The 22,654-nt window shown below is 53.3% G+C and carries 15 protein-coding genes and 6 pseudogenes; 14 read left to right on the top strand and 7 right to left on the bottom strand.

Annotated features, from left to right (window positions below; all coding sequences use genetic code 11):
- Window positions 1-501 precede the first annotated feature (501 nt).
- The gene (locus GPOALKHO_RS07475) at window positions 502-2,193 is read left to right on the top strand and encodes an autotransporter assembly complex protein TamA (protein ID WP_406703443.1); all 1,692 of its coding nucleotides are present in this window, start codon (window positions 502-504) and stop codon (window positions 2,191-2,193) included.
- Window positions 2,190-5,987, top strand: a complete 3,798-nt coding sequence (locus GPOALKHO_RS07470) for a translocation/assembly module TamB domain-containing protein (protein ID WP_406701957.1) — start codon at window positions 2,190-2,192, stop codon at window positions 5,985-5,987. Before GPOALKHO_RS07475 ends, GPOALKHO_RS07470 begins: the two co-directional genes overlap by 4 nt.
- Before the next feature lie 285 nt (window positions 5,988-6,272).
- Here the strand turns inward: GPOALKHO_RS07470 and ppa are convergent, their stop codons facing one another.
- Together ppa and GPOALKHO_RS07460 are read right to left on the bottom strand one after the other, a co-directional pair.
- Window positions 6,273-6,803, bottom strand: coding sequence for an inorganic diphosphatase (ppa, locus tag GPOALKHO_RS07465; protein ID WP_406701956.1), 531 nt, complete (start codon window positions 6,801-6,803; stop codon window positions 6,273-6,275).
- A 189-nt stretch (window positions 6,804-6,992) separates the two neighbouring features.
- Window positions 6,993-7,833 (bottom strand): annotated as a pseudogene (locus tag GPOALKHO_RS07460) (fructose-bisphosphatase class I).
- A 261-nt stretch (window positions 7,834-8,094) separates the two neighbouring features.
- On the opposite strand from GPOALKHO_RS07460, the pseudogene GPOALKHO_RS07455 reads away from it, so the two are divergent.
- Window positions 8,095-8,773 (top strand): annotated as a pseudogene (locus GPOALKHO_RS07455) (UDP-N-acetylmuramate:L-alanyl-gamma-D-glutamyl-meso-diaminopimelate ligase); the annotation flags it as partial.
- A gap of 853 nt (window positions 8,774-9,626) precedes the next feature.
- On the opposite strand, the pseudogene GPOALKHO_RS07450 reads toward GPOALKHO_RS07455, so the two are convergent.
- Window positions 9,627-9,883: pseudogene (locus GPOALKHO_RS07450) on the bottom strand (arginine repressor); the annotation flags it as partial.
- Between the two features lie 48 nt (window positions 9,884-9,931).
- On the opposite strand from GPOALKHO_RS07450, the gene GPOALKHO_RS07445 reads away from it, so the two are divergent.
- The 4 genes from GPOALKHO_RS07445 (at window position 9,932) to GPOALKHO_RS07430 (ending at window position 10,836) form a co-directional block, all read left to right on the top strand.
- Window positions 9,932-10,135, top strand: coding sequence for a hypothetical protein (locus tag GPOALKHO_RS07445; RefSeq protein WP_406701955.1), 204 nt, complete (start codon window positions 9,932-9,934; stop codon window positions 10,133-10,135).
- Window positions 10,136-10,261: 126 nt separating this feature from the next.
- Entirely contained in the window at window positions 10,262-10,426 is a 165-nt protein-coding gene (locus GPOALKHO_RS07440) for a hypothetical protein (protein WP_406701954.1), read from the top strand.
- A gap of 32 nt (window positions 10,427-10,458) precedes the next feature.
- Window positions 10,459-10,662, top strand: a complete 204-nt coding sequence (locus GPOALKHO_RS07435) for a hypothetical protein (protein WP_406701952.1) — start codon at window positions 10,459-10,461, stop codon at window positions 10,660-10,662.
- 30 nt (window positions 10,663-10,692) lie between these two features.
- Window positions 10,693-10,836 (top strand): hypothetical protein, encoded by a 144-nt coding sequence (locus GPOALKHO_RS07430; protein ID WP_406701951.1) that lies wholly within the window; start codon window positions 10,693-10,695, stop codon window positions 10,834-10,836.
- A gap of 1,008 nt (window positions 10,837-11,844) precedes the next feature.
- Here the strand turns inward: GPOALKHO_RS07430 and GPOALKHO_RS07425 are convergent.
- Together GPOALKHO_RS07425 and ispB are read right to left on the bottom strand one after the other, a co-directional pair.
- Window positions 11,845-12,024, bottom strand: a complete 180-nt coding sequence (locus GPOALKHO_RS07425; protein WP_406703442.1) for a helix-turn-helix domain-containing protein — start codon at window positions 12,022-12,024, stop codon at window positions 11,845-11,847.
- Between the two features lie 571 nt (window positions 12,025-12,595).
- Window positions 12,596-13,567: an octaprenyl diphosphate synthase gene (gene ispB / locus GPOALKHO_RS07420; RefSeq protein WP_406701950.1), complete on the bottom strand. Its 972-nt coding sequence runs from the start codon at window positions 13,565-13,567 to the stop codon at window positions 12,596-12,598.
- Window positions 13,568-13,820: 253 nt separating this feature from the next.
- Here ispB and rplU point away from each other — a divergent pair, with 253 nt between their 5' ends.
- The 4 genes and pseudogenes from rplU (at window position 13,821) to GPOALKHO_RS07400 (ending at window position 16,677) form a co-directional block, all read left to right on the top strand.
- Window positions 13,821-14,132 carry a 50S ribosomal protein L21 gene (gene rplU, locus GPOALKHO_RS07415; RefSeq protein WP_406701949.1) on the top strand — a complete coding sequence of 104 codons (312 nt, stop codon included), beginning with the start codon at window positions 13,821-13,823 and terminating at the stop codon, window positions 14,130-14,132.
- Window positions 14,133-14,147: 15 nt separating this feature from the next.
- Window positions 14,148-14,405 (top strand): 50S ribosomal protein L27, encoded by a 258-nt coding sequence (rpmA, locus tag GPOALKHO_RS07410; protein ID WP_406701947.1) that lies wholly within the window; start codon window positions 14,148-14,150, stop codon window positions 14,403-14,405.
- A gap of 616 nt (window positions 14,406-15,021) precedes the next feature.
- Window positions 15,022-16,173, top strand: a pseudogene (gene cgtA, locus GPOALKHO_RS07405) (Obg family GTPase CgtA).
- Between the two features lie 300 nt (window positions 16,174-16,473).
- Window positions 16,474-16,677 (top strand): hypothetical protein, encoded by a 204-nt coding sequence (locus GPOALKHO_RS07400; RefSeq protein ID WP_406701945.1) that lies wholly within the window; start codon window positions 16,474-16,476, stop codon window positions 16,675-16,677.
- 803 nt (window positions 16,678-17,480) lie between these two features.
- Here the strand turns inward: GPOALKHO_RS07400 and dacB are convergent.
- Window positions 17,481-18,692 (bottom strand): annotated as a pseudogene (gene dacB, locus GPOALKHO_RS07395) (D-alanyl-D-alanine carboxypeptidase/D-alanyl-D-alanine-endopeptidase); the annotation flags it as partial.
- A 253-nt stretch (window positions 18,693-18,945) separates the two neighbouring features.
- Between dacB and greA the strand changes: the two are divergent.
- Window positions 18,946-19,422, top strand: a complete 477-nt coding sequence (gene greA / locus GPOALKHO_RS07390) for a transcription elongation factor GreA (protein ID WP_406701944.1) — start codon at window positions 18,946-18,948, stop codon at window positions 19,420-19,422.
- A 102-nt stretch (window positions 19,423-19,524) separates the two neighbouring features.
- On the opposite strand, the pseudogene yhbY reads toward greA, so the two are convergent.
- A pseudogene (yhbY, locus tag GPOALKHO_RS07385) lies at window positions 19,525-19,805 on the bottom strand (ribosome assembly RNA-binding protein YhbY).
- A 151-nt stretch (window positions 19,806-19,956) separates the two neighbouring features.
- Here yhbY and rlmE point away from each other — a divergent pair.
- Window positions 19,957-20,586: a 23S rRNA (uridine(2552)-2'-O)-methyltransferase RlmE gene (rlmE, locus tag GPOALKHO_RS07380; RefSeq protein ID WP_406703440.1), complete on the top strand. Its 630-nt coding sequence runs from the start codon at window positions 19,957-19,959 to the stop codon at window positions 20,584-20,586.
- A 55-nt stretch (window positions 20,587-20,641) separates the two neighbouring features.
- Window positions 20,642-22,558 (top strand): ATP-dependent zinc metalloprotease FtsH, encoded by a 1,917-nt coding sequence (ftsH, locus tag GPOALKHO_RS07375; RefSeq protein WP_406701943.1) that lies wholly within the window; start codon window positions 20,642-20,644, stop codon window positions 22,556-22,558.
- Window positions 22,559-22,654 lie beyond the last annotated feature (96 nt).

The raw sequence follows: 22,654 nt of genomic DNA, 5'->3' as shown, positions 1-22,654 counted from the left end.
GCCCCCAAACAGCCCATGGTGAATATAGCTAGCGCCATGCCTCCAGGACGTGGTTCATGAAATGGGTACAGCACCGGATGCGTGGGGGAAAAGGGCATGGGCGTCATGCGCTCCGATAGCACTCACTTCGCGTAATGAGCGTGAGAAATTTGCGCCGCCTTGAACCCCTCAGGGGTTGTTTAATCGGCACACTTTACCGACAATAAAGTGCATCATTACATGATGCTGTGAAGATAAATCAATTTTACTGGAAATCACTGACCATAGAGGGTTGATACACCTGAGCATTGGGTGAGTAAGTGCTACTCAGCGCCCGACGAAGAGACGGCTGCGGCCGTGCAAGACCCACCCGGCAATTTTGCCAATGGCAAATTGAGTCTACTAATAATATCATTAATGCCCTCGGATGGAGAGATTTTGCCAGGAAAGAAACAATCAGAGGTCATCAGCGTGAAAGTACGGTGTGGCCGAAAATCCTTATTTTTCTGCGTGCTGTTGCTGATGCCGCAGGCCCATAGCGCCAACGTCCGCCTGCAGGTGGAGATGCTCAGCTGCGACCTGCAGCGCAATGTACGCGCGCGCCTGTCCACTATTGGCAGCGATGAGGTGACCGCCTCCGCGAGCTTCCAAAGCCGGGTGGATAACGTGGTGCGCGAGGGGCTGCGGGCGCTTGGCTATTATTCGCCCACCATCGATTTCGTCTTTAAGCCGGCAGTGAACGGCGGTCGCGATGTACTTATCGCCCGCATCACACCGGGTAAGCCGGTAAAAATCGCCGGCGTCAATGTCATTTTGCATGGCGAGGCGTGGCAGGATAGCGATTATCGCCAGTGGGTGTCAGACGGCAAGCCCACCCTTGGTACCGTATTGAACCACGGCGCTTACGATAGATTCAAAAACGGTTTTGCCAGCCTGGCGCTGCGTAAGGGATATTTCGACGCTGAGTTTCGCAAAAGCCAGTTGGTTATAGCGCCGTCGCGCTACCAGGCTTATTGGGATATCGATTTTGATAGCGGCCAGCGCTATCGCTTCGGTAAAGCGCGCTTCCACGGCGCCCAGATCCGCGAAGATTACCTGCAAAATCTCGCCAAAGTACGCGAGGGCGAACCTTACAGCGCCGAATTGCTGGCGGAGATAAACCGCCGGCTGGCGGCCACCAACTGGTTTAATTCGGTGGTGATCTCCCCTAACTTTTCCTCAGGTAAGCAGAGCAAAACGCTGCCGCTGGACGCGGTCGTGACGCCGCGTAGTCGTAACAGTCTCGAAATCGGTGTCGGCTACCTCACCGGTGTGGGACCGCGGGTAAAAACCATCTGGAACAAACCGTGGCTTAACTCGCGCGGCCACAGTTTGCAGACCAGCCTTAGCTTGTCGACGCCGGAGCAAGCGGCCGATGTCAGCCATAAAATTTCGCTGCTCAAAGATCCGTTGGAGCAATATTATTTGCTGCAAGGCGGCTTCAAACGCGAAGACCTCGGTGATATCCAGGCGGATTCCACCACGCTGAATGTGGCGCGCTATTGGGATCTGTCCAACGACTGGCAGCGGGCTATCAATTTGCGCTGGAGTCTAGGTCACTTTACCCAGACCAACGTTACCGATACTACGATGCTTATCCATCCCGGCGTCAGCATCAATCGGACTCGCCAGCGTGGTGGACTGATGCCCACCTGGGGCGACAGCCAGCGCTATTCAGTGGATGTTTCCAATACCATCTGGGGTTCGGATATCAATTTTGTCATTCTGCAGGCACAGAACGTCTGGATCCGCACGCTGGCGGAGAAACATCGCTTCGTAGCCCGCGGCAACTTAGGCTGGATCGAAACCAACGATTTTGAATGCGTCCCGCCTTCGCTGCGCTTTTTTGTCGGCGGCGATCGCAGTATTCGCGGCTATAAATACAAATCCCTGTCGCCGCGCGACGATGACGGCAAATTGACCGGCGCCTCCAAACTGGCCACCGGATCGTTGGAGTATCAATATAACGTCACCGGCAAATTGTGGGGCGCGGTATTTGTGGACAGTGGCGAGGCGGTTAATGATATCAAACAGAGCAACTTCAAGACCGGTGCCGGCGTCGGCGTGCGCTGGCAATCGCTCGTCGGACCCATCAAGCTGGATATCGCCGCTCCGGTGGCGGATGAACATGAGCACGGTGTGCAACTCTATGTTGGGCTGGGGCCGGAATTTTGAATATAGTTAAGAAAATCTGCCTGGGAGTTGTGCTGCTAGTGGGTACGCTAGCGTTTCTAGTGAGCACCACTAGCGGGTTGTACTTGATGTTGAACGGCGCGGCTCGCTGGGTATCGGGACTGGAAATGGCCTCCGTAAGCGGCGGTTGGCGAAATTTAATCATTAAGCAGTTACGTTACCAGATACCTGGTGTTACAGTCTGCGTCGGCGAATTTCGTCTTGTGCTGGATTTTGGTTGTCTGCGGAATCGCCAGCTGTGCCTCAACGGTCTCTTTCTGCGCGATGTGAATGTTGGCATAAACACCGCCGAATTCGTGTCACCAGCACCGAAGGCGTCAGGCGGCGGTTCCATATCGACCCCATATCCGCTTAACCTGCGCCGTCTGACACTGAATAATGTGCAGGTCAAAGTGGATAATACCCGCATTACCCTTAACGAATTTAGCACCGGCCTTCAGTTTCAGGGCAATAATCTGACGGTGACGCCAACGCGTATCGCCGGTTTGGCGGTGGTGTTGCCGACGGCAGCACAGGTGGTGGATAAGGCGGCGACCACCATCGCGCAGGCGATAAAACCCAACATACGCACACCGGTACAAAAACGCACTACTGATGCTGAGGTGGCGCTGGCGGCAATTCGCGTACAGCCGCCGCTGGCCGAGACGCTGCGCGCACTGTTCGCCAAGCCGCTCCTGCCGCCGCTTTCATTTACCCTGCCGTTGAATCTGACGGTTGAGGATATTGAAGGAGAAAATCTGCGTTTCTCCGGAGATACTAATCTGCTTATTACCCGCTTACGTTTACAGGCAGCGACCCGCGATCGGTATGCCGAATTGAAACTGCTGGACATCGACTCGCCCAAGGGCTTGCTCAACGTGTCCGGCAACGCCGAATTTAGCGGACGTTGGCCGGTGTCGATGAGGATCAACATTATTGTAAATAGCGCACAATTAAAAGGCGAGAAGATCGACCTCGCAGTGGACGGCGACATGCGCGATGAACTGCGCGCCGCGCTCAATCTCTCCGGTCCGCTCACCGCACAGTTGGCGCTGAAAACGCGCCTTGCGCAGGCGGGTCTACCGCTGACATTGACGCTTGATGGCCAGTCCGTGCAGTGGCCGTTAACCGGTACGCCGCAATATCAGGCGCGAGGTCTAGCCCTGCGCTTAGACGGCGCGGCGCGGGATTATCGGCTGACGTTGAAAGCGGCGCTCAGTGGTGATGGTCTGCCGCCGGCGGATGTGAGTCTGGACGCAAAGGGCAATACCGACGGCTTTACGCTATCGCGCCTACGGCTGGCGGCGCTACAAGGCAATACCGATCTGAGCGCGGTAGTGGATTGGCGGCACGTCATTAGCTGGCGTAGCGAACTGTCGTTAAGCGGGATTAATACTGCCCGCCAGTGGCCGGACTGGCCCGTGCGACTGGACGGAAAACTCATCAGCCTCGGCAGTCTGTATGGCGGCAATTGGCAACTACAGGTGCCTGAACTGGATCTCCATGGCCATATCCGGCAAAACGCGCTCACCGCTAAGGGGTCGCTCGGAGGTAACGCCGCCGGCCAATGGCAGGTGCAACAATTACTGTTGACGTTGGGGCGCAACAAGTTGACGGTAAAAGGCGAATTGAACGATGCCTTCGCGCTGGACGCTGCGTTCAACGCACCGTCGCTGAACGGTGCTTTGCCAGGGCTAGGCGGCCGGGCGGCGGGTGATATCAAACTACGTGGCAATCTGCGTGCGCCGCAGTTGCTGATGGATCTCAACGCATATGCACTGCGCTGGGGAAAGTTAACCGTCGAACGCATTGCGTTGCATGGCGATGTTCATTTCAGCGAAATCGTGCGCGGTAACGTTCGACTGCAGCTGGATAGGTTTCTACAAGGGGCGCTATCCATCGCCCAACTGACCCTGGACGCGAGCGGCGATGAAAAGCAGCATAAGCTCAAGCTGGCGATGCAGGGTGAGCCGGTTGCCGGCCAGTTGCAATTAAACGGCGGTTTCGATCGGCAACAGCAACGCTGGCAAGGAACGCTCAGCCAAACCAGTTTCGCCACGCCGATAGGGGAATGGCGGTTGACGCGTGCAATGATGCTGGATTATCAGGCTATTATGAACAATCTCATTGTCGGCCCGCATTGCTGGCAGCACCCTAACGCGCAAATCTGCGCACCGCAAAACAGTGAGATAGGGGCATCCGGTCAGGCTAGTTTGCTGCTGAACCACTTCGATTTGGCGATGTTGAAACCCATGCTACCGGCGGAAACACATGTCAGCGGCATCTTCACCGGCCGGGCCGATATGCGTTGGACCACGGGGGGCGGCCTACCGCAGGGCAAATTGGCGTTAGTGGGCAACGGCGTAAAGATCAGTCAAACGGTGCAGGGCAAGACTCTGCCGGTAGCGTTTGAGACGCTGATGCTCAATGTCGTTCTGGATAGCAGATTGGCCCATCTCGACTGGCTTTTCAAAATCGCTGACAATGGCCAGTTCAACGGTCAGGTGCAGATGGCGGATCTCCAAAATCGTCGGGCGCTGTCCGGCAACGTCAACATCAATCAACTTTCGCTGGGGCTGTTAAAACCGTTAATGTCACGGGGCGAGAACGTCGATGGACTGGTCAATGTCGCGTTGCGTCTCTGTGGCGATGTGCAGCGGCCGCAGCTATACGGTCAACTGGAGCTGGAGCGTCTGGTTATTAAAGGCAACTTCATGCCCTTTGTCATGACCGACAGTCGCCTGGCGCTCTCTTTCACTGGGACCCGTTCTACGCTACAGGGGCTTATCGGGACCACCCACGGCCAGGTCAACCTTAGAGGCGATGCCGACTGGAGGCAGATGGCAGCCTGGCGTGCGCGTATCAATGCCCAGGGTAATCGGGTGCGCATTACCGTGCCGCCCATGGTACGGCTGGACATATCGCCGGATATTGTGTTCGAGGCTATGCCGACGCTGTTCGCCTTTAATGGCAAGGTTGATATTCCCTCGGCACATATTGAAGTGAAGGATATGCCGCAGAGCGCGGTCGGCGTCTCCAGTGATGAAGTGCTACTGGACGATAATCTGCGGAAGAAGAGCACCGCTATCCCCATTACTTCCAACTTGCTGGTGCATGTCGGCGACGATGTGCACCTGGACGCTTTTGGCCTTAAAGCCAAGCTTAAAGGTGATTTGAAAATAGTGCGGGATAAGCATGGGTTGGGGCTTAACGGGCAAATCGATATTCCCTCCGGCCGCTTCCACGCCTATGGACAGGATTTGATCGTCAACAAAGGACAGTTGTTGTTTTCCGACCCGGTTGATCAGCCTTATCTTAACATCGAGGCCATCCGCAATCCGGATTCCACCGAGGATGATGTCACGGTAGGGGTACGTGTCACCGGCTTGGCCGACCAGCCGAAAGTGGAAGTCTTTTCCGATCCGGTCAAATCGCAACAGGAGGCGCTGTCTTATTTGCTGCGCGGACAGGGTCTGGATGCCTCCGGTACCGATAGCAATATAATGACATCGATGTTAATTGGAATGGGAGTTGCACAAAGCGGGCAAGTTGTGGGTAAAATCGGACAAGCATTCGGGGTCAGCGATTTATCGCTGGACACGCAAGGGGTTGGCGACCGCTCTCAGGTCGTTGTCAGTGGCTATATCGCGCCCGGTTTGCAGGTCAAATACGGTATTGGTATTTTTGACTCACTGATAACGTTAACGCTGCGTTATCGTTTAATGCCGAAACTTTACCTGGAAGCCGTGTCTGGTCTTAATCAGGCATTAGATTTGCTCTATTGGTTTGAGTTTTAACCATACGGTAATCTGCAACGCAAGCAGGGGAGTAGTTACTGGATGACCAACGCCCAATAGTTGGGAGATTACACTATTCCAGGCTATTGCGCTTCGCGATCTCGGCCATTATCCGACGGTAGTTGGAGGCGACGATGCGGTCTATGGCAAGGTGTACCGCACGTTTCCACCGTCCTGGAAACTAATACGCTGTGCACCAAAAGCGATTGGATGGGCCGATATGAAGACCTTCCGACCGTTGGTTAATGGCCGAAAACCGCTCAGTGTAAGCGGTTTTCGGCGGTGTCATTTCTTTTTAGCGCGCTCGAAAGAGGCGAGAATTTCGGCTTTGGCTGCTTCGGCATTATCCCAGCCGCCAACCTTCACCCATTTGCCGGCTTCGAGATCTTTGTAATGTTCGAAGAAATGGGTGATTTGTTCCCGCAGCAGCTGGGGCAGATCATCGACGTCTTTAATGTTGTCATATTCTTTCGACAGCTTAGTGTGCGGTACCGCCACCAGTTTGGCATCTTCGCCGGATTCATCGATCATTTTCAACAGGCCGACAGGACGGCAGCGCGCCACGGCGCCAGGCTGTAGCGGATACGGCGTCGGCACCAGCACGTCCACTGGATCGCCATCCAGGGAGAGAGTGTTGTTAATATAGCCGTAGTTACAGGGATAGAACATCGTGGTGGATATGAAACGATCGACAAACAAGACGCCGCTTTTCTTGTCAACCTCATGTTTAATGGGGAACGCGTTAGCCGAAATTTCAATAACAACATAAATATCTTCCGGGAGATCTTTGCCTGCTGGTACCTGATTCAAACTCATGTCGTTTTCCTTACATTTCTCAAGAATGGCGAAACGGCTAGTATAACCGATTGCTGCTGTGGGAAGCTTGTCGTCCGCGGATGGTTCACTCTGTTGCGTCGACCAATGCGGCGCCGTCTCCGGCCCGTGACGCGGACGCAAAGTAGCACGGCACGGATATCCCGCGATGCTCACCGGCGGCTCCCAGGTTTAAACGTTATTCGAGTAATCGCGGTCAAAGCATTCAACATCATCAATCGTGGACTCGGTGCCAGTGAAGAATGCGAAACGCTGATGCAGCTCGTACGGCTCAATATTCAGTGTGCGATTTTGTCATCGCTGATCCTGCCACTGGCCTGCTCGACCAGAAACTCTATCGGATTGCACTCATAAGTTATCGTCCGTCTCCTGGCAGTATTTGATATATTTCCCGCTGAGAAACTTAATGTAGTTTCCGGAGTGTATCTGCCAGTCCCGGGAAGGCGCATGCTTTCATGGGGCAGATAAAAGACTTCTGTGATGGATCGTAGGTAAAAGCGTGTATGCTACAGCCGGTAGTGTACACCAGCATCGTGGAGGGGTTCGTAGACCACATAGTCGGCGGCGACCTGTTTATTGCCAGGTTGAGGAAATCTTCTTTGGTTACCGGCGTACCGGTCGACGCGACGCGCTGGATAGATAGAGAAAATAGTAGCAACCGAGACAATTGACGTCGATATCGGACGCACTGTCCGATGGATCCACCAACACTACGTACTTGCCGTTTCATCCTTTCAAAGACGACAATTTCATCTCCTTCCCCAGAGGCAAATGTCCCGCGACCTGGCCACGGGCCTTTAGCCTTTCGTTCGCGAACAGATCCAGTCTCTTTGGACTTCGCCTGCATGTTTCCAACCCGCTAATACCGAGGATATCCACCAACTCTGTTTTGTTAATATCACAATGAATAATTTAGTTCCGAACTTTATCGCTCAAATAACGTGATTATCTCGTCGGTGACATGCGGAAAATCATGTTGCTTCTCAACAATAAATTCGCCTAACGCTTTCATGATATATTTCCTGTACCTTAAAAGGACCATGAAACTACAGATGAAAAGCGGTGCAATTCTTTTACCGCTACAAGTCAGTTTATTCAATTTTGCTTAAACAGATTGCTAGTACATCATTAAATACCATTTCTATCAATCGACCAAGGCGCTAGAACAGGCGGTACACGCAGCTAATTCTTGCTATCTGCGGCATCTTTACAGGCTATATGTGGTCCTGGCGATACTGGTGCGTTCTCTTAGACGTGAGGCCATCGGCTCGGAGTTGGTGGTGTGCCGGACAATTTCTCTGTCTCCGCTAGACTTGGGTCCGTTCTTTGTGGTTGAGGAGGATAAATACGATTGCGCCTTTTTCGATAAACGGCTCAAGTCCGTCCAATTACTGTCCGCGACCCTTATTCTGAATAATCTGGAATTTGACCACGCTTATATTTGATGATCTCAAAGCGATCTAGAAACAGTTCCACCATCTGATCCGGCTAGTGACTGATAAGGGAAAGAACATTTTGCGGATAATGACGCCAATCTTAAACATACCCTGGCAATGGGGATGCGAGAGCGAAACGGAATACACCGGTGAAGAAGGTGTATGGCGTATTTGCACGATGAGCCCGTTGGCGCGGTCAGTTGGCAACTGGTGGGCGTACGCATAACTCGCTGATGGCTGATGGCTATTGCCGCCGTTCGCCACGTCGGCGTACAGCCGGCGGACTCATGCCAGGCGCTGGACTGCTTTATCAATGCCTGCCGGCTGTTGGAGATGAAAGGTACCGCCAACGGCGTGACGGTTTACGATGATTTTGCCCAATCCCACGGTTATCCTGGCGCCGCTTGCGGCGCTGCGCAGCAAAATCGGTGGCACGGCACGAATCTTGGCGGTACTGGAGCCCCGTTCCAACACCATGAAATGTGTAAAAATAAGCTGGCGCCGTCACTCCTGAGGGGTGTTAGACCCGGACAGCGCTTTCTCGCGGCAGGAAGGGAAGCGCTCTGCGCCAGGACAACCCCGCTAGCGGGGTAACTCATTGCTAGACTTCAAATGATTCCCTCATCGTCTATAGTATTTCACAACATGACACATTGTATGGTGCTATCAAAAGCATGCCCGCCAGGTGGCGCTAATCTGCCAGGCGTTGCCGCGGGCAACCGTCCGGATTCTGGCGAACTGATTATTTGCGGTGGCGTGTGCGTAGGCTTCGGTTACACGGTACATTCTGGTTTTCATCATTTTAACCCCTTTATAATGCTCATCTTTCTCCTAGTGTGTGCTTATCATGAAGCTAAGCACACACTAGCGACGTAGTTTACTAATAGTTTTTGTGTTAGAAGAAAAAGTTATCAACTATGCGTAAAAAATAAGCGCATTTTGTAAAATCATGTAAAATCTTGTAGAAGCATGCGAATAAGTTGATGTGGCTAAAAGTGCAGTCTGATTTCCTGTTGGCCTACAGATAAAGTCCCTTATTCTGCCATGTAGCATCCGATCTCACGCTATTTGCCGAGGTGAAAACCTACCGGGTAAAGACAATATTTAAAACGCCGTTGAACTTATCGGACCTGGCTTTGCGCATGATGGCAGATTAGGGCGCGCGGGCGTTGTGTTATTTAGCAGGAAAGCGCGGTAGCTTCTTGGCACGCGTGCGACCGCCACGGCAATGGCGGCGCCCGAGCGGCAAGCATAGGCTAGCAGGCGCCGGGACACGATCGGCTGGGCGTCAGAGCTCTTGTTAAAGTGGACTAGAATAATTTCTACAGTCGTTTGACCGAGAAGCCAGGCGTGGGCGTGGTAAAGATCGTATCATCGCCAGCAGCGCGCTGCTGGCGGCGGGAACGCCCAGCTTCGCCTGCAGGCAATATACCATTTCCATCTTGGCATGGTGAGTGCGTACGGCGCCGAATTCAGTCAGCATGCGCGCGACCTTGCATTGATTAATGTTCTCAAAGCCCGTCTCCTGCAGCGCAAGCACAATCTCGCCCTGAGGGCTGATTTTTTCTCTTCCAGTGGCGCATTGAACGCCCTGGCCAGTTCTTTCTGTTTCGATTGATTTCGCATGTTTACCGCAGAGAAAGCCAATTATCTAACAGATTATTGTGCATGTTTATGAATTTTTATGCAATGAAATTGCTACAGAAGACGGCTTTCGCTATCCATGGGTGGGTGAAAAGCCTACAACTTGCAACACGTCTACAGATGCCCTGCTTCTCCATGCGCTGTCGCAATCCTGGTATTCATCAATTGTCTTCATTAGGCGATGCCTTTAACTTTTCAGTAGAGCATGAGATGCCGTTCTTCGTAGGGATATAAGAAGATTATAATGGAGGCCACACTGCTCGTCGCGGCAGGCAGCATCGGCTAGGCGCTGGTGCTGACAACCCGTTTAGGATAGGGAACTCTCGCTGTATGACATCGAGCCGGTGAAGGTGCGTGTTTTTGCGGTCCAGACACGTCACCGGCGTCACTCGGGCCGATATCGTGCTGATTGTGGCGGGCTCATCGGTATTATATCCGGTGAATGCCCTGGTTGCCATCGCCGTTGGCGTGCTGGCGCAGGCCGGAGTCTATCAGCCGCAAAAGCTTTTTGTATCACCACACTAGACGCCATCCGTGCCGACAGTTATGTAGTGGACATGAAAGGGCAGCGACCGGATCAAATAGAGGTGCCGGTGGCAGGCAATTGTCAGGCGTTATCATTCTGCCTTTGTTATCGCATGTGTGGGATCACTTTCAGTGATGAAGAAGTGAATCTCCTGACGTGGCGCATCCGCAACGACGGCACCGAGGTAGTGGAGGCTAAATCCGGCGCCGGATCGGCCACGTTTACAGTGGGATAAGCTGCAGCCCGCTGCTTTACGCTATCGCTGGTGCGGACGCTGCAGGAGGGGAAGCAGGGCATTATCGAATGCGCCTATGTCAGTAAGCAAATCGGCGTTTTCCCGCTTTTGTCCAACCATTGCTACTGGGGCTGTAGGGTTAGCGAACGGAAGCCGCTTGGCATCCTCAAGTGACTTCGCGCAGCAGGAATTATAGGAATGCGCGCGGCGCTCAATCATGACATTGCGCTCGGTGACCAGTTCCTGCAGCAGCAGCCTGCTGCTGCCGTGAGGATATAGTGCTATGATCCTTGCGTCGGCGTGGCCATTTATAGTCACAGCCGCCATTGTTTCGTCGAGCGTTTCGCCCGGATAGGGGTATTGCTACGCCAAAGCGCTGGCTGGCGCGGCGTGCCTAGGCGTCAAGTAGGGCCGCTATCGGCGAGGCGCTATTCATGGTGAACCGGTTGTCATTCGTTTTCACATAAAACTTATTTCTTAAGAGAAAGAATATTATATAAATTTTATGTTCTATTCTAATAGCTGGCATTGATCTTATTTTTTAATGCTACCTTTGATCCAATACGCTTTTTGTATTGTAATGAGCGTTACGACAACATGTAATGTCATACGTTAAATATTGTCGTAATAGCGGAATGGGAATCAGGTGCTGTAAGTTCCACAGTATCCGCCTAAACACAGTATCCGCCTAAACCGCGCGATGGCGATAGCGCCAGGCTTGCCACAATACAAGGAGGGGATTAAAACAGAAATAAAAAAGAATGGATTACAACACACGAATTGATTGGGTAAAACACGACAGGAATTGAATCGGCGAGCCAAGGAGGAAGGCGAAAAAAGGCGGCGCGAAGGTGCGCGCGGCAAAGCAGTAGCGTGTGCCTAGCACAGTTTGCCGACATAACAGGACGCTTTCTTTAGGGCTTCACAGGAGGCGTCAGCAACCTGGAACGAAATTCATCGGCAACTTTCCGATGCGGAGCGCGATTTTTCGTTTTTATCGTCTCTTTATATCGTGCGTGAAGGTGTGTTGAACATGTTAAAGCTCTAGACTATCCGGATGAGCCAGTTAACGACCTCAGGCCGGAATGAAATAATGCGCCAGGAAAGGCATGGCTCTTCCTTGGCGCCGAGGATCAACGCTGGCGTATCAGGCTTTTTCTATCGAGCAGCGGCTGGGCCATATCACCGGAGAATAGACTTCCAGTACATCGGCGATGAACCATTCATCTTTGGCCAGGACTTGGCGTCCGTCAGCGTGGATGAACTCAATCCCGACGCACGCGGTACCGCAGCCAGGCAGGCTCCGTATTTACAGAGTGCCGCGATGATATCCACAGGCGCCAATATATTTCTTGCACCCATATTTCTAGCGCTGTGAGACAAACACGGGTTAATGGTATAACTGATCAATGCAGATAAAATGATGACAATGATCATAGCCTTTAGTTAAAATATATAGCACAAAAATTCCTAAAAGCTTTTAATTTTCCAAATAAATTCTAATTTGTTGTGCAGGTCAAATTTAGCATGAAATCTCATGAAACATGCCTGATTCAACACGCAGAACCTGCTGTCCGTCGCCGGACTACCCAGTACCCATCAACGGACTACCCGGTACCCATCAAGGGCTTTGTGATCTTGCCAGACGTGAAAACGGCACCGGTGGCGCAAAAGGGAGAAGGGGCAGGAGCGTGGAGTATGTGTTCGATCCGCTGGAAAATACGGGACGAGGAACGACGTCGAATGGGCTCTTGAAGCGCTAAGAGGTCAGTGGCCCTACCTGAAAATCATCTACAGGTAGTTGACCGTGAAAGAGCGGGTGATTGCTTTTGTTGCGCGTGAAGGCAACAAGCACATTTATCGTACGGCTGGGGCTGCAAGAAGAGTAACAGAATTTTCTAGAGAGATTCCTTTCTTCATGACGATTACGCTTTCAAGCGCCACGCTGTACCGCCACGTGGGCCAGGTCCTCTAGCGCATCGCGGTAAGGGGAAGACGACAGACAGTCTAAACAGGCGATAGCTTTATCTGCTTCCTCTTCCGCACACCGGCGCGTGTACCCCAGGGAATCGTGCTGGTGCATGGTGTCCAGTACTGTCTCCAGCAGGTGGCGTCCATTGCCCTGTTCGATCGCCTGGCGGATCAGTGCCGCTTGTTCTGGCGTGCCGTTACGCATGGCGTGTAGCAACGGGAGCGTCGGCTTACCTTCGTTTAAGTCATCGCCTGTATTTTTACCCAGCGTTTTCCCGTCCGCGCCGTAATCCAGCAGGTCATCAATGAGTTGAAAGGCAGTGCCCAGATAACGGCCGTAATCGCGCAGCGCCGCCTCTTGGCGGGCATCAGCGCCGGCCAATATGGCAGAGGACTGCGCCGCCGCCTCGAACAGCCGCGCAGTCTTACTATAGATAACCCGCATATAACTGTCGATTGTGATATCCGGATCGTTACGGTTTATTAATTGTAGCACTTCTCCTTCAGCGATAATGTTAACCGCTTCAGACATCAGCTTCAGCACACGCAGGGATTTCAGCGCGGTCATCATTTGAAAAGCGCGTGTATAGATGAAATCGCCGACCAAGACACTGGCGGCGTTGCCAAACGCTGCGTTGGCCGTCGCTTTGCCACGGCGCATGTCTGATTCATCCACCACGTCATCATGCAACAACGTGGCAGTATGGATAAATTCGATCAGCGCGGCAACGGTAACATGCTGATTGCCATCATAGTGCAGCGCACGTGCCGCTAGCACCGCAATCATGGGCCGGATGCGTTTGCCGCCGCCGTTGATAATGTAGTGGCTGAGCTGATTTATCAGGGCGACCTCTGAGTTTATCTGCTCGCGAATTGCCGTGTTTACCTCCGCCATATCCTGCGCGGTCAGTTCAGTAATTTTTTCAAGATTCATTATTTTCTATCGGTTTATAGGTATACCGTCAGTGTAATGCCGTACACGGGACCGAATGGCGGAAAGAGTGTTGCTTGATTGTACTTGAAAAATGTAAGAGATAAATGGCGATGAAGAAACTGCACTTTTCGCTTTTGCATGTATTCTGTACTTGTCTTTAGTGAGATTCTTGCCTAGAATCCACGTTCTGTTGTAAATATTTATAGCACGCTCTAGACGATTACAGATTGAGCATGCGGAAAGCGGAGTTTTTATGTACGCGGTTTTCCAAAGTGGTGGTAAACAACACAGGGTGAGCGAAGGTCAGACCGTTCGTCTTGAAAAGCTGGACATTGCAACGGGTGAAGCTGTTGAGTTTGACCAGGTTATGATGATCGCTAACGGCGACAACATCCAGATTGGCGGTCCTTTCGTGAACGGTGGCAAGATCACGGCAGAAGCTGTAGCTCACGGTCGCAGCGATAAAGTTATGATTGTAAAATTTCGTCGCCGTAAGCACTTCCGTAAGCATCAGGGGCACCGTCAATGGTTTACTGACGTTAAAATCACCGCTATTAGCACTTAACAGAAGGGCAGACTCATGGCACACAAAAAGGCTGGCGGCTCTACACGTAACGGTCGCGACTCAGCAGGTAAACGCCTGGGTGTTAAACACTTCGGCGGCGAAACGGTAAATGCCGGCAGCATTATCGTCCGCCAGCGTGGAACCAAGTTCCACCCGGGGATCAACGTAGGTTGTGGTAAAGATCACACGCTGTTTGCTTTGACGACGGGTAAAATTCAGTTTGAAGCGAAGGGCCCGAAGAACCGTAAATTTGTTAGCATCGTTGCTGAATAAATTTTGCGTTCTCCGACAGCCGAGTAAAGCCTCGCACCTGGTTACGAGGCCTTTTGCCTTGTTCCATTGTCTTATGCTCACTGTTCATCATGAAAATACGCAGCAGCCTGCATAGCAGGCTGGCACCGGCGCTACGCTCACATTGACCACTGCTATGTGCTGGGCGGCTCCCCATGCCATGAAGCGGGTCTTTACTACCATGGAGCTTTACACCGTAGTGGTACTATGATCGGTATCAGGCGCGGTTATTTTTCCGCTAGTGGTGCCTGGCGGCGCTCGCGGCGCGGCAGAGACCACACGGCTTTTGAGCAACCTTGTCTTTCGGTACGCCACTACAATGCTGGGACCCTATCGCCTCCCAGGTCATCGGACTGGCAGGCGGCGCAAGTGAGCAATTATTACCCTGACACCGTTGTTTGCCATGATTTTTCTAATTTGCTGGCGTTGTTCTGACCTGCAGCTTTCGTGCCGCCGTCGCTGAACTTTGTCGGCCATAGCAGTGCGGTCAAGGTGCGATGTGTTTCGCTGTCGGTCACCACTGGTGGCCCGGGCTGAAACAGACGGGTCTCGATCGCCGTTATATAAGCTGTCCTGCAAATGGGTATGGAGACTTATCATGAAGTTTGTTGACGAAGCCGCCATTTTGGCGGCGGCTGGCGATGGCGGCGACGGCTGTGTCAGCTTTCGCCGGGAAAAATACATCCCCCGCGGTAGACCGGACGGCGGTGATGGCGGTGATGGCGGCGATGTGTGGCTACTAGCGGATGAAAATCTGAACACCCTTATCGATTACCGATTTGAGAGAAACTTTCGCGCCGAGCGCGGACAAAACGGCCAGAGCCGGGATTGTACTGGTAAGCGCGGCAAAGACATCGTTATCAAAGTTCCGGTGGGTACCCGGGTACTAGATTTGGGTACCAATGAAGTCATTGGCGATATGACCAGCCACGAGCAGCGGCTGATGGTGGCCAAAGGCGGTTTTCACGGCTTGGGCAACACGCGTTTTAAATCGTCAGTCAATCGGGCGCCGCGACAGAAAACCGACGGTACCAAAGGCGAGATCCGCGAGATCCAGCTTGAGCTGATTCTGTTGGCAGACGTCGGTATGCTCGGCTTGCCCAATGCTGGTAAGTCTACGTTTATCCGCGCAGTATCGGCGGCCAAGCCGAAGGTAGCGGATTATCCGTTTACCACGCTGGTACCAAGCCTTGGCGTGGTACGCATGGATAACGAGCAGAGCTTCGTAGTGGCGGATATTCCCGGACTGATCGAAGGCGCGGCCGATGGCGCTGGCTTGGGTATGCGTTTCCTTAAGCATCTGGAGCGCTGCCGGGTGTTGCTGCATCTTGTCGATCTGGCACCGGTGGACGAGTCCGATCCGCTCGAAAACGCCCGCATTATCGTCACTGAGCTGGAACGCTGCAGTGAAAAGCTGGCCGCCAAACCGCGCTGGCTGGTATTCAGCAAGGTGGATCTGCTTGGCGCTGAGGAAGGGACAGCGCGCGCCAAGGCTATTGCCGAGGCGTTGGGTTGGAAAACGCAATACTATCTGATTTCCGCCGGCAATCGCGACGGCGTAAAGGCGCTGTGCCGGGATCTGATGGCGTTTATCAACGCACATCCTAAAGAGCAGGCGACGCCCGAGGCAGGATTAGAAAAAGTGGAATGCATGTAGCTGATTATCACCGCGATCTATCAGCTCATGCAGACGGAAGCCGAAGAGGTTCTGGATGATAATGGGGATAAGGACGTGGAAACGATCTATTAGCGCTGAGAATCATTAACTTTTCCCCTCGGTGGTCAAGGCATGGCCCGGTTGGCGATAGCTGGTTTACTGGCTTTGCCCGCCCAGCCACACGATAGCGCTGCCTAACCGCGCATTGCGCCCGGGAGAATGTCTTTTCAGGCTGTAATGTATTTCTACTATCGCTGAAGAATCCGCTAAAATTCCAGTGGCGCGGCACCGGAGGCAAAGGACACGCCTTGCGTCCGGTGCCGCGCGCGTGCGCCCCTACGCTGATGGACCGTACAGGCCCCTAACGCCCGCTGAGGACCGCTGAGGACCGATATGACCAGTATTCTGGCGATGCGGTTACCGATCTCGGCGACGCCGCCGCCCTTGGTACGAGGGGCATTAGCCGTAGCGACCGACATCAACGACAACATGTCGGACGCCCAAGAGGCCATGGGCTACGGCGACGTCTGTCGCTATGGCGAAGAGCGAGCCTGTGAGCACTCCGTCGCGCGCCCAGTAGCGCTCCGCGCCCCTTAATGTTAAGGGCACGCCGGCCCATGCTGCACCGCTGCCGCGGACTTGTCTGTCACCGCATTCCCGTTCGCCGTTGCCGTGTCACGTGAGCTACTAATATCTCTGTTGCTCCGCAAGCGTTCACCGGCTATGGCTGCGTCTGCTGGCGAACGCTTTCGTACCTCAATACACATAACGTGGGATGTGATACTGTTTTGACATGCCTTGCCGAAGTCATTGAGGGAACCAAAGCGCGGTACAGAGTAGCGCCCATTCGTTGCGTAGTGGATGCCGCTATGCTCTCTGGATCGGCCGCCTTACTCCTGCGGACGCCTACCGCCGACCTATGACCTGATGCCGTCACAATAGCGTATGGCGTGTCGCTTTTCCCTGGCGAGCTACTTGCCACCCCTCTTCCTATGTCGCGATTGGCTAGTTTCATTCATTCCACGAGGAGTAATTCCTGTTCGAGCGTAAGCAGGACTGACCGAAGATTTAGATGCCACGGCAAGAGCGTACTGTGCGCGGAACGAAATTCGACGTTGTGAGGGGCAGATTGGGGAGGGCAGAGTAATGGCGTATCTGCATAGCTTCACAGTTCATGTGCATTCCTATGGCATGTCGTCGAGATCGGTCAAGGTCACCACTGTCGCTTCAACGATAACGACGACAGTGGCACATCGAACACCTGATGCCTGCCATCTGCTGCCATGATCTGCGGAAATTGAAAATCATCGCCGACCGCTTGTAGGAAAGAAGAGTGTCACCTGGTCGGCGTGTGGGCCAACTTGGCGCGAAACGGCTGGTTATTCTACCGGCTGCATAGTCGGAGAGGTATAGCCGGAGAGATATTGCACAAACGCCATACGTTGACCGCTGGCAGTGGCGAAAAAGCCCGTTAGGCCGTAGCCCTTATAGCGAGCCGGTTTTCGCCAACCACTTTGCCGTCGACCACAGTTTCATGCAGACCCGCGTGGTACATGAGCGTGCTCATAACCCGCCAGTGTCAGCGTGGAGATAAAGTCCAACGTCTGATCGTGCTGACTAATATATTGCAGCACTTGCATCATGGTGGAGGGGAAATCAAATCGTGGCGCGACAGACCGGAACCATCCGCCCTGATACTGTTGTCCAGATCGATTCCCGCCTGCTGATGCAGGATCTGGTGCGTCGCATCCGAGTCCGTGCGCTGGGTGCCCGGCACATTAAAGCGTTCGTGGCCAATCATGCGAAAACCGTGTCGGCAATCATATTGCCGGATTTTCAGCATAATATGTAGTAATCAGCATAATATGTAGTAAATTGTGCAGCCGCGCGGAAGAGGATTGCACTCAAATGTGTCCCGGCGGGCTGAGCTCGGTCATGCAGCTAGTAAGGGTATAGCGGTCAAGCCCTTCCGGCACCATCTCCAGCTCGCAATGTTGCGCCGCGGCCCATGCTCGCACCTGACTGAACATATGCACTGGGTACACGAGGCGACGTAGATAAACGTTGGCTCCCCGGTCGTCCGGGCGCTGTAGAACGACACCGAGAGACAGTTGCGATCGACAATGGCCGCGCTCGGCGGGGCGCTAAAGCGCCGCTTCAGATCGTTCAATGGCCAGCTGAGGGCTCTGTCATGGCTGGCAAACACAGAGGTGTCGATAATTAGGTTACCGGTGATTTTTTTTGATGTCTTGCTTACACAGCTCGGCCACCATGATTGCGCAAACGCTGTCAAGTAAACGTAGGATCGCCGCCGAAGTGCGTGGTCAGGTTGCCTTGCAGCGCGCTGCCAACCAGCGCGGAGGCCGCTTCGATGGCGGTGGTAAAAGCGACAGGCCCAGCTTCAACAGCGCTGCCAGTGCAGTGCGCAGCTTCTATGGCGCTAGCTGGCAAGGCCAGCTGCTAACTGTGATAATCAATAACGGGCCGCGGCCCCGCTTTTGCACCACCAGCGCCAGGTTAGCGCCGTCGGGCAAATATTCCGTATAGTTTTCGTCGCCTGTGCGGAACGCATGACAACACTGGTCAATCCTATGACTAATCCTAAAACACATAATTTGAGCAACAGCAATGTAACGTGCTGTCATACTACGGTGCAAGCAGGGATAAAGTAAACGATGACCTACACCGAACTCTGCGATAAAATACGTATGAAAATGCAAAATTGGGGCTAGCCTGGGAAGTAATTCTAGGATCGTTTCCTTTTGCTTTTCGTTTGAAGGGAGGTGTATGAAACGCGCGTCGCGCCAGCGCCGCCCGCCCCAGAACGGCGATTATTTTAGCAGGAAGATGCATAGAGGTACAATTATGAATCAGGTTCCGATGACTCTGCGCGGCGCTGAAAAACTGCGGGAAGAGCTCAAAAATCTTAAAAGCGTCCGTCGCTCTGAAATTATCCGGTCTATTGCCGAGGCCCGCGAGCACGGCGATTTAAAAGAAAACGCCGAGTATCATGCCGCACGGGAACAACAAGGCTTTTGCGAAGGCCGAATCCAGGAAATTGAAGCCAAATTGTCCAATGCGCAGGTGATCGATGTGACCAAACTGGCCCCGAGCGGCCGGGTCATTTTCGGCGCTACGGTCAGCGTGGAAAACCTGGATAACGAAGAGAAGCAAACCTACCGCATCGTCGGCGACGATGAGGCCGATTTTAAGCAAAACCTGATTTCCATTCATTCTCCCATCGCCCGCGGGTTAGTGGGCAGGGAAGCGGGGGATATCGTCGTCATCCAAACCCCTGGCGGTGAGGTGGAATACGAAATCCTTAAGGTGGAGTATCTGTAAGCATCCTGGCAGCGCCGTCGCTGGCTTTGTAAAGAAAAGCAAAAGGCCGCGAGTGGCCTTTGCTGTGGGTCGGAGAGTGGTATTTTCTATCGAAAAATGATGTTAGTGGGACAGCGTAATTTTCTGTTCTGTAGCCGACCGATACAACACCAGAATAATCTGTACCTTGCCGGCACCGCTTTCACGAACGATGGCGTCGGCGATCAACGTTTTTGTCTCACGCTCTTCCGTGGTAATTTGCTTGAGGAGCTCATGATGCTCCAATGCCTGTTTGATTTCGGCGAACACACCTTCCGCCAAGCCGTTATTGCCAAGCATGACGATAGGTTTCAGCAAATGGGTTAGCTCTTTAAGATGCTGCTTTGCTTATTATTCAGATTCATGTGTGTTTTTGCTTAGGTTGGGTAGGTTGGATTGAAACGGCATATTTACCGCCATTTCACATATATCGCTAAATCGGCGTCCATCGATATCGGCGCATGGTGGCCAAATCTTTCCACCGTTGCACTTTATATAAGATAGTTGGAAAATAAGATGGTGACCAAAAAGCGTTCTACAAGCTCCAGCCGCTGGCTGCAGGAACACTTTAGCGATAAATATGTCCAGCAGGCACAAGAAAGGGGACTCCGTTCCCGTGCCTGGTTTAAACTTGATGAAATACAGCAGAGCGACAAGCTATTTAGTCCGGGGATGACCGTGGTGGATCTGGGCGCGGCCCCCGGCGGCTGGTCGCAATACGTCGCCACGCAAATCGGCGACAAAGGGCGTGTCATCGCCTGTGATATCCTACCGATGGAACCAATAGTGGGCGTTGACTTTCTGCAGGGGGATTTCCGTGACCTCCTGGTGCTGCGGGCTTTACTTGAGCGCATAGGCGAGCAGAAGGTGCAAGTGGTGCTATCCGACATGGCGCCTAATATGAGTGGTATCCCGGCGGTCGATGTTTCCAAATCCATATATCTCGTGGAGCTGGCGCTCGATATGTGTCGGGATGTTCTGGCGGCGGGTGGGAGTTTTTTGGTTAAAGTCTTTCAGGGAGAAGGTTTCGATGAGTACTTGCGGGAAATACGCTCTCTGTTTACGAAGGCAAAAATCCGTAAGCCAGACGCTTCTCGGGCCCGCTCACGCGAAGCGTATATTGTGGCGACAGGGCGCAAAATATAGTATCCTACGCTAATTGTTAACACCGTTGTAATATGAGGTTAATCTCTTGAGTGGCATGGCGAAGAACCTGATTCTCTGGCTAGTTATCGCAGTCGTGCTGATGTCGGTATTCCAGAGCTTTGGGCCCAGCGAGTCCAATGGGCGTAAAGTGGATTATTCCACCTTTATGTCCGAATTGAATCAGGATCAGGTTAGGGAAGCGCGTATTAACGGTCGTGAAATTGCCGTCACTAAAAAAGACAGTAGCCGCTACACCACCTATATCCCGGTCAACGATTCCAAGCTGCTCGATATCTTGTTGACCAAAAACGTCAAAGTTGTGGGCGAGCCGCCAGAAGAACCCAGCCTGCTGGTATCGATCTTTATCTCTTGGTTCCCGATGCTATTGTTGATTGGGGTCTGGATCTTCTTTATGCGTCAAATGCAGGGCGGCGGTGGTAAAGGCGCCATGTCATTCGGCAAGAGCAAGGCGCGTATGCTGACGGAAGACCAGATTAAAACGACGTTCGCCGATGTTGCCGGTTGCGATGAAGCGAAGGAAGAGGTTAGCGAGCTGGTGGATTATCTGCGTGAGCCGAGTCGTTTTCAAAAGCTAGGCGGCAAGATTCCGAAAGGCGTGCTGATGGTGGGGCCGCCAGGAACAGGTAAAACGCTGTTGGCTAAAGCCATTGCGGGGGAAGCAAAGGTTCCGTTCTTCACCATTTCCGGCTCCGACTTCGTGGAAATGTTCGTCGGCGTAGGCGCCTCCCGCGTGCGTGATATGTTCGAGCAGGCGAAAAAAGCAGCGCCCTGCATTATCTTTATCGATGAAATCGACGCTGTCGGGCGTCAGCGTGGCGCTGGTCTCGGCGGTGGTCATGATGAGCGCGAACAGACCCTGAACCAGATGTTGGTGGAAATGGACGGCTTTGAGGGGAATGAAGGTATCATTGTCATCGCCGCGACCAACCGCCCTGATGTGCTGGACCCGGCGCTACTGCGCCCGGGCCGTTTCGACCGCCAGGTGGTAGTGGGCCTGCCTGATGTGCGCGGCCGCGAACAGATTCTGAAAGTCCACATGCGCCGCGTCCCGTTGGCGCCCGACATGGATGCATCGGTTATTGCGCGCGGCACGCCCGGCTTCTCGGGCGCCGATTTGGCCAACCTGGTAAACGAAGCAGCACTGTTTGCCGCCCGTGGCAGCAAGCGCGTGGTGTCGATGGTGGAATTTGAGAAGGCCAAGGATAAAATCATGATGGGCGCCGAGCGCCGTTCTATGGTGATGACCGAAGCGCAAAAAGAGTCCACTGCTTACCACGAAGCTGGTCATGCGATAATCGGACGCCTGGTGCCGGATCACGATCCTGTGCATAAAGTGACGATTATCCCGCGTAGCCGCGCCTTGGGGGTGACCTTTTTCTTACCGGAAGGGGATGCTATCAGCGCAAGCCGCCAGAAGCTGGAAAGCCAAATCTCCACTCTGTACGGAGGCCGGCTGGCCGAGGAGATCATTTACGGCCCAGCGAAAGTGTCTACTGGGGCTTCCAACGATATTAAAGTGGCGACATCGATTGCTCGTAACATGGTGACCCAATGGGGTTTCTCAGAAAAACTGGGCCCGCTGCTGTATGCAGAGGAAGAGGGTGAAGTTTTCCTCGGTCGTTCGGTGGCCAAGGCGAAGCATATGTCTGATGAAACGGCGCGCATCATCGATCAGGAAGTGAAGTCGCTGATTGAGCGAAATTATATCCGTGCCCGCACGCTGCTGATGGAAAATATGGATATCCTGCATGCCATGAAAGATGCGCTGATGAAATATGAAACCATCGATGCGCCGCAAATAGAGGATCTGATCAGCCGCAAGGCGGTCCGCCCGCCCGCAGGCTGGGACGATACAGTCTCCGGCAATAGCGGCGGCGTGCCGACGCCGGTGGATGAGCCGCGCACGCCGAATCCCGGTGATACTATGTCGGAGCAGTTCGGCAACCGTTAATGGTTCCATCACGTGCCAGCGGGCCAAGGCTTCGGCGCAGTACTACAGACAACCCTACATAGTAGACACGCCGGGACTTTTGCGCAAGAGATGCTA

Origin of the sequence: Sodalis sp. (in: enterobacteria), from assembly GCF_036327475.1 — a bacterium.
Lineage (GTDB): Bacteria > Pseudomonadota > Gammaproteobacteria > Enterobacterales > Enterobacteriaceae.
The sequence above is the reverse complement of the archived record's forward strand: the minus strand, read 5'-3'. Positions and strand labels throughout refer to the sequence as shown.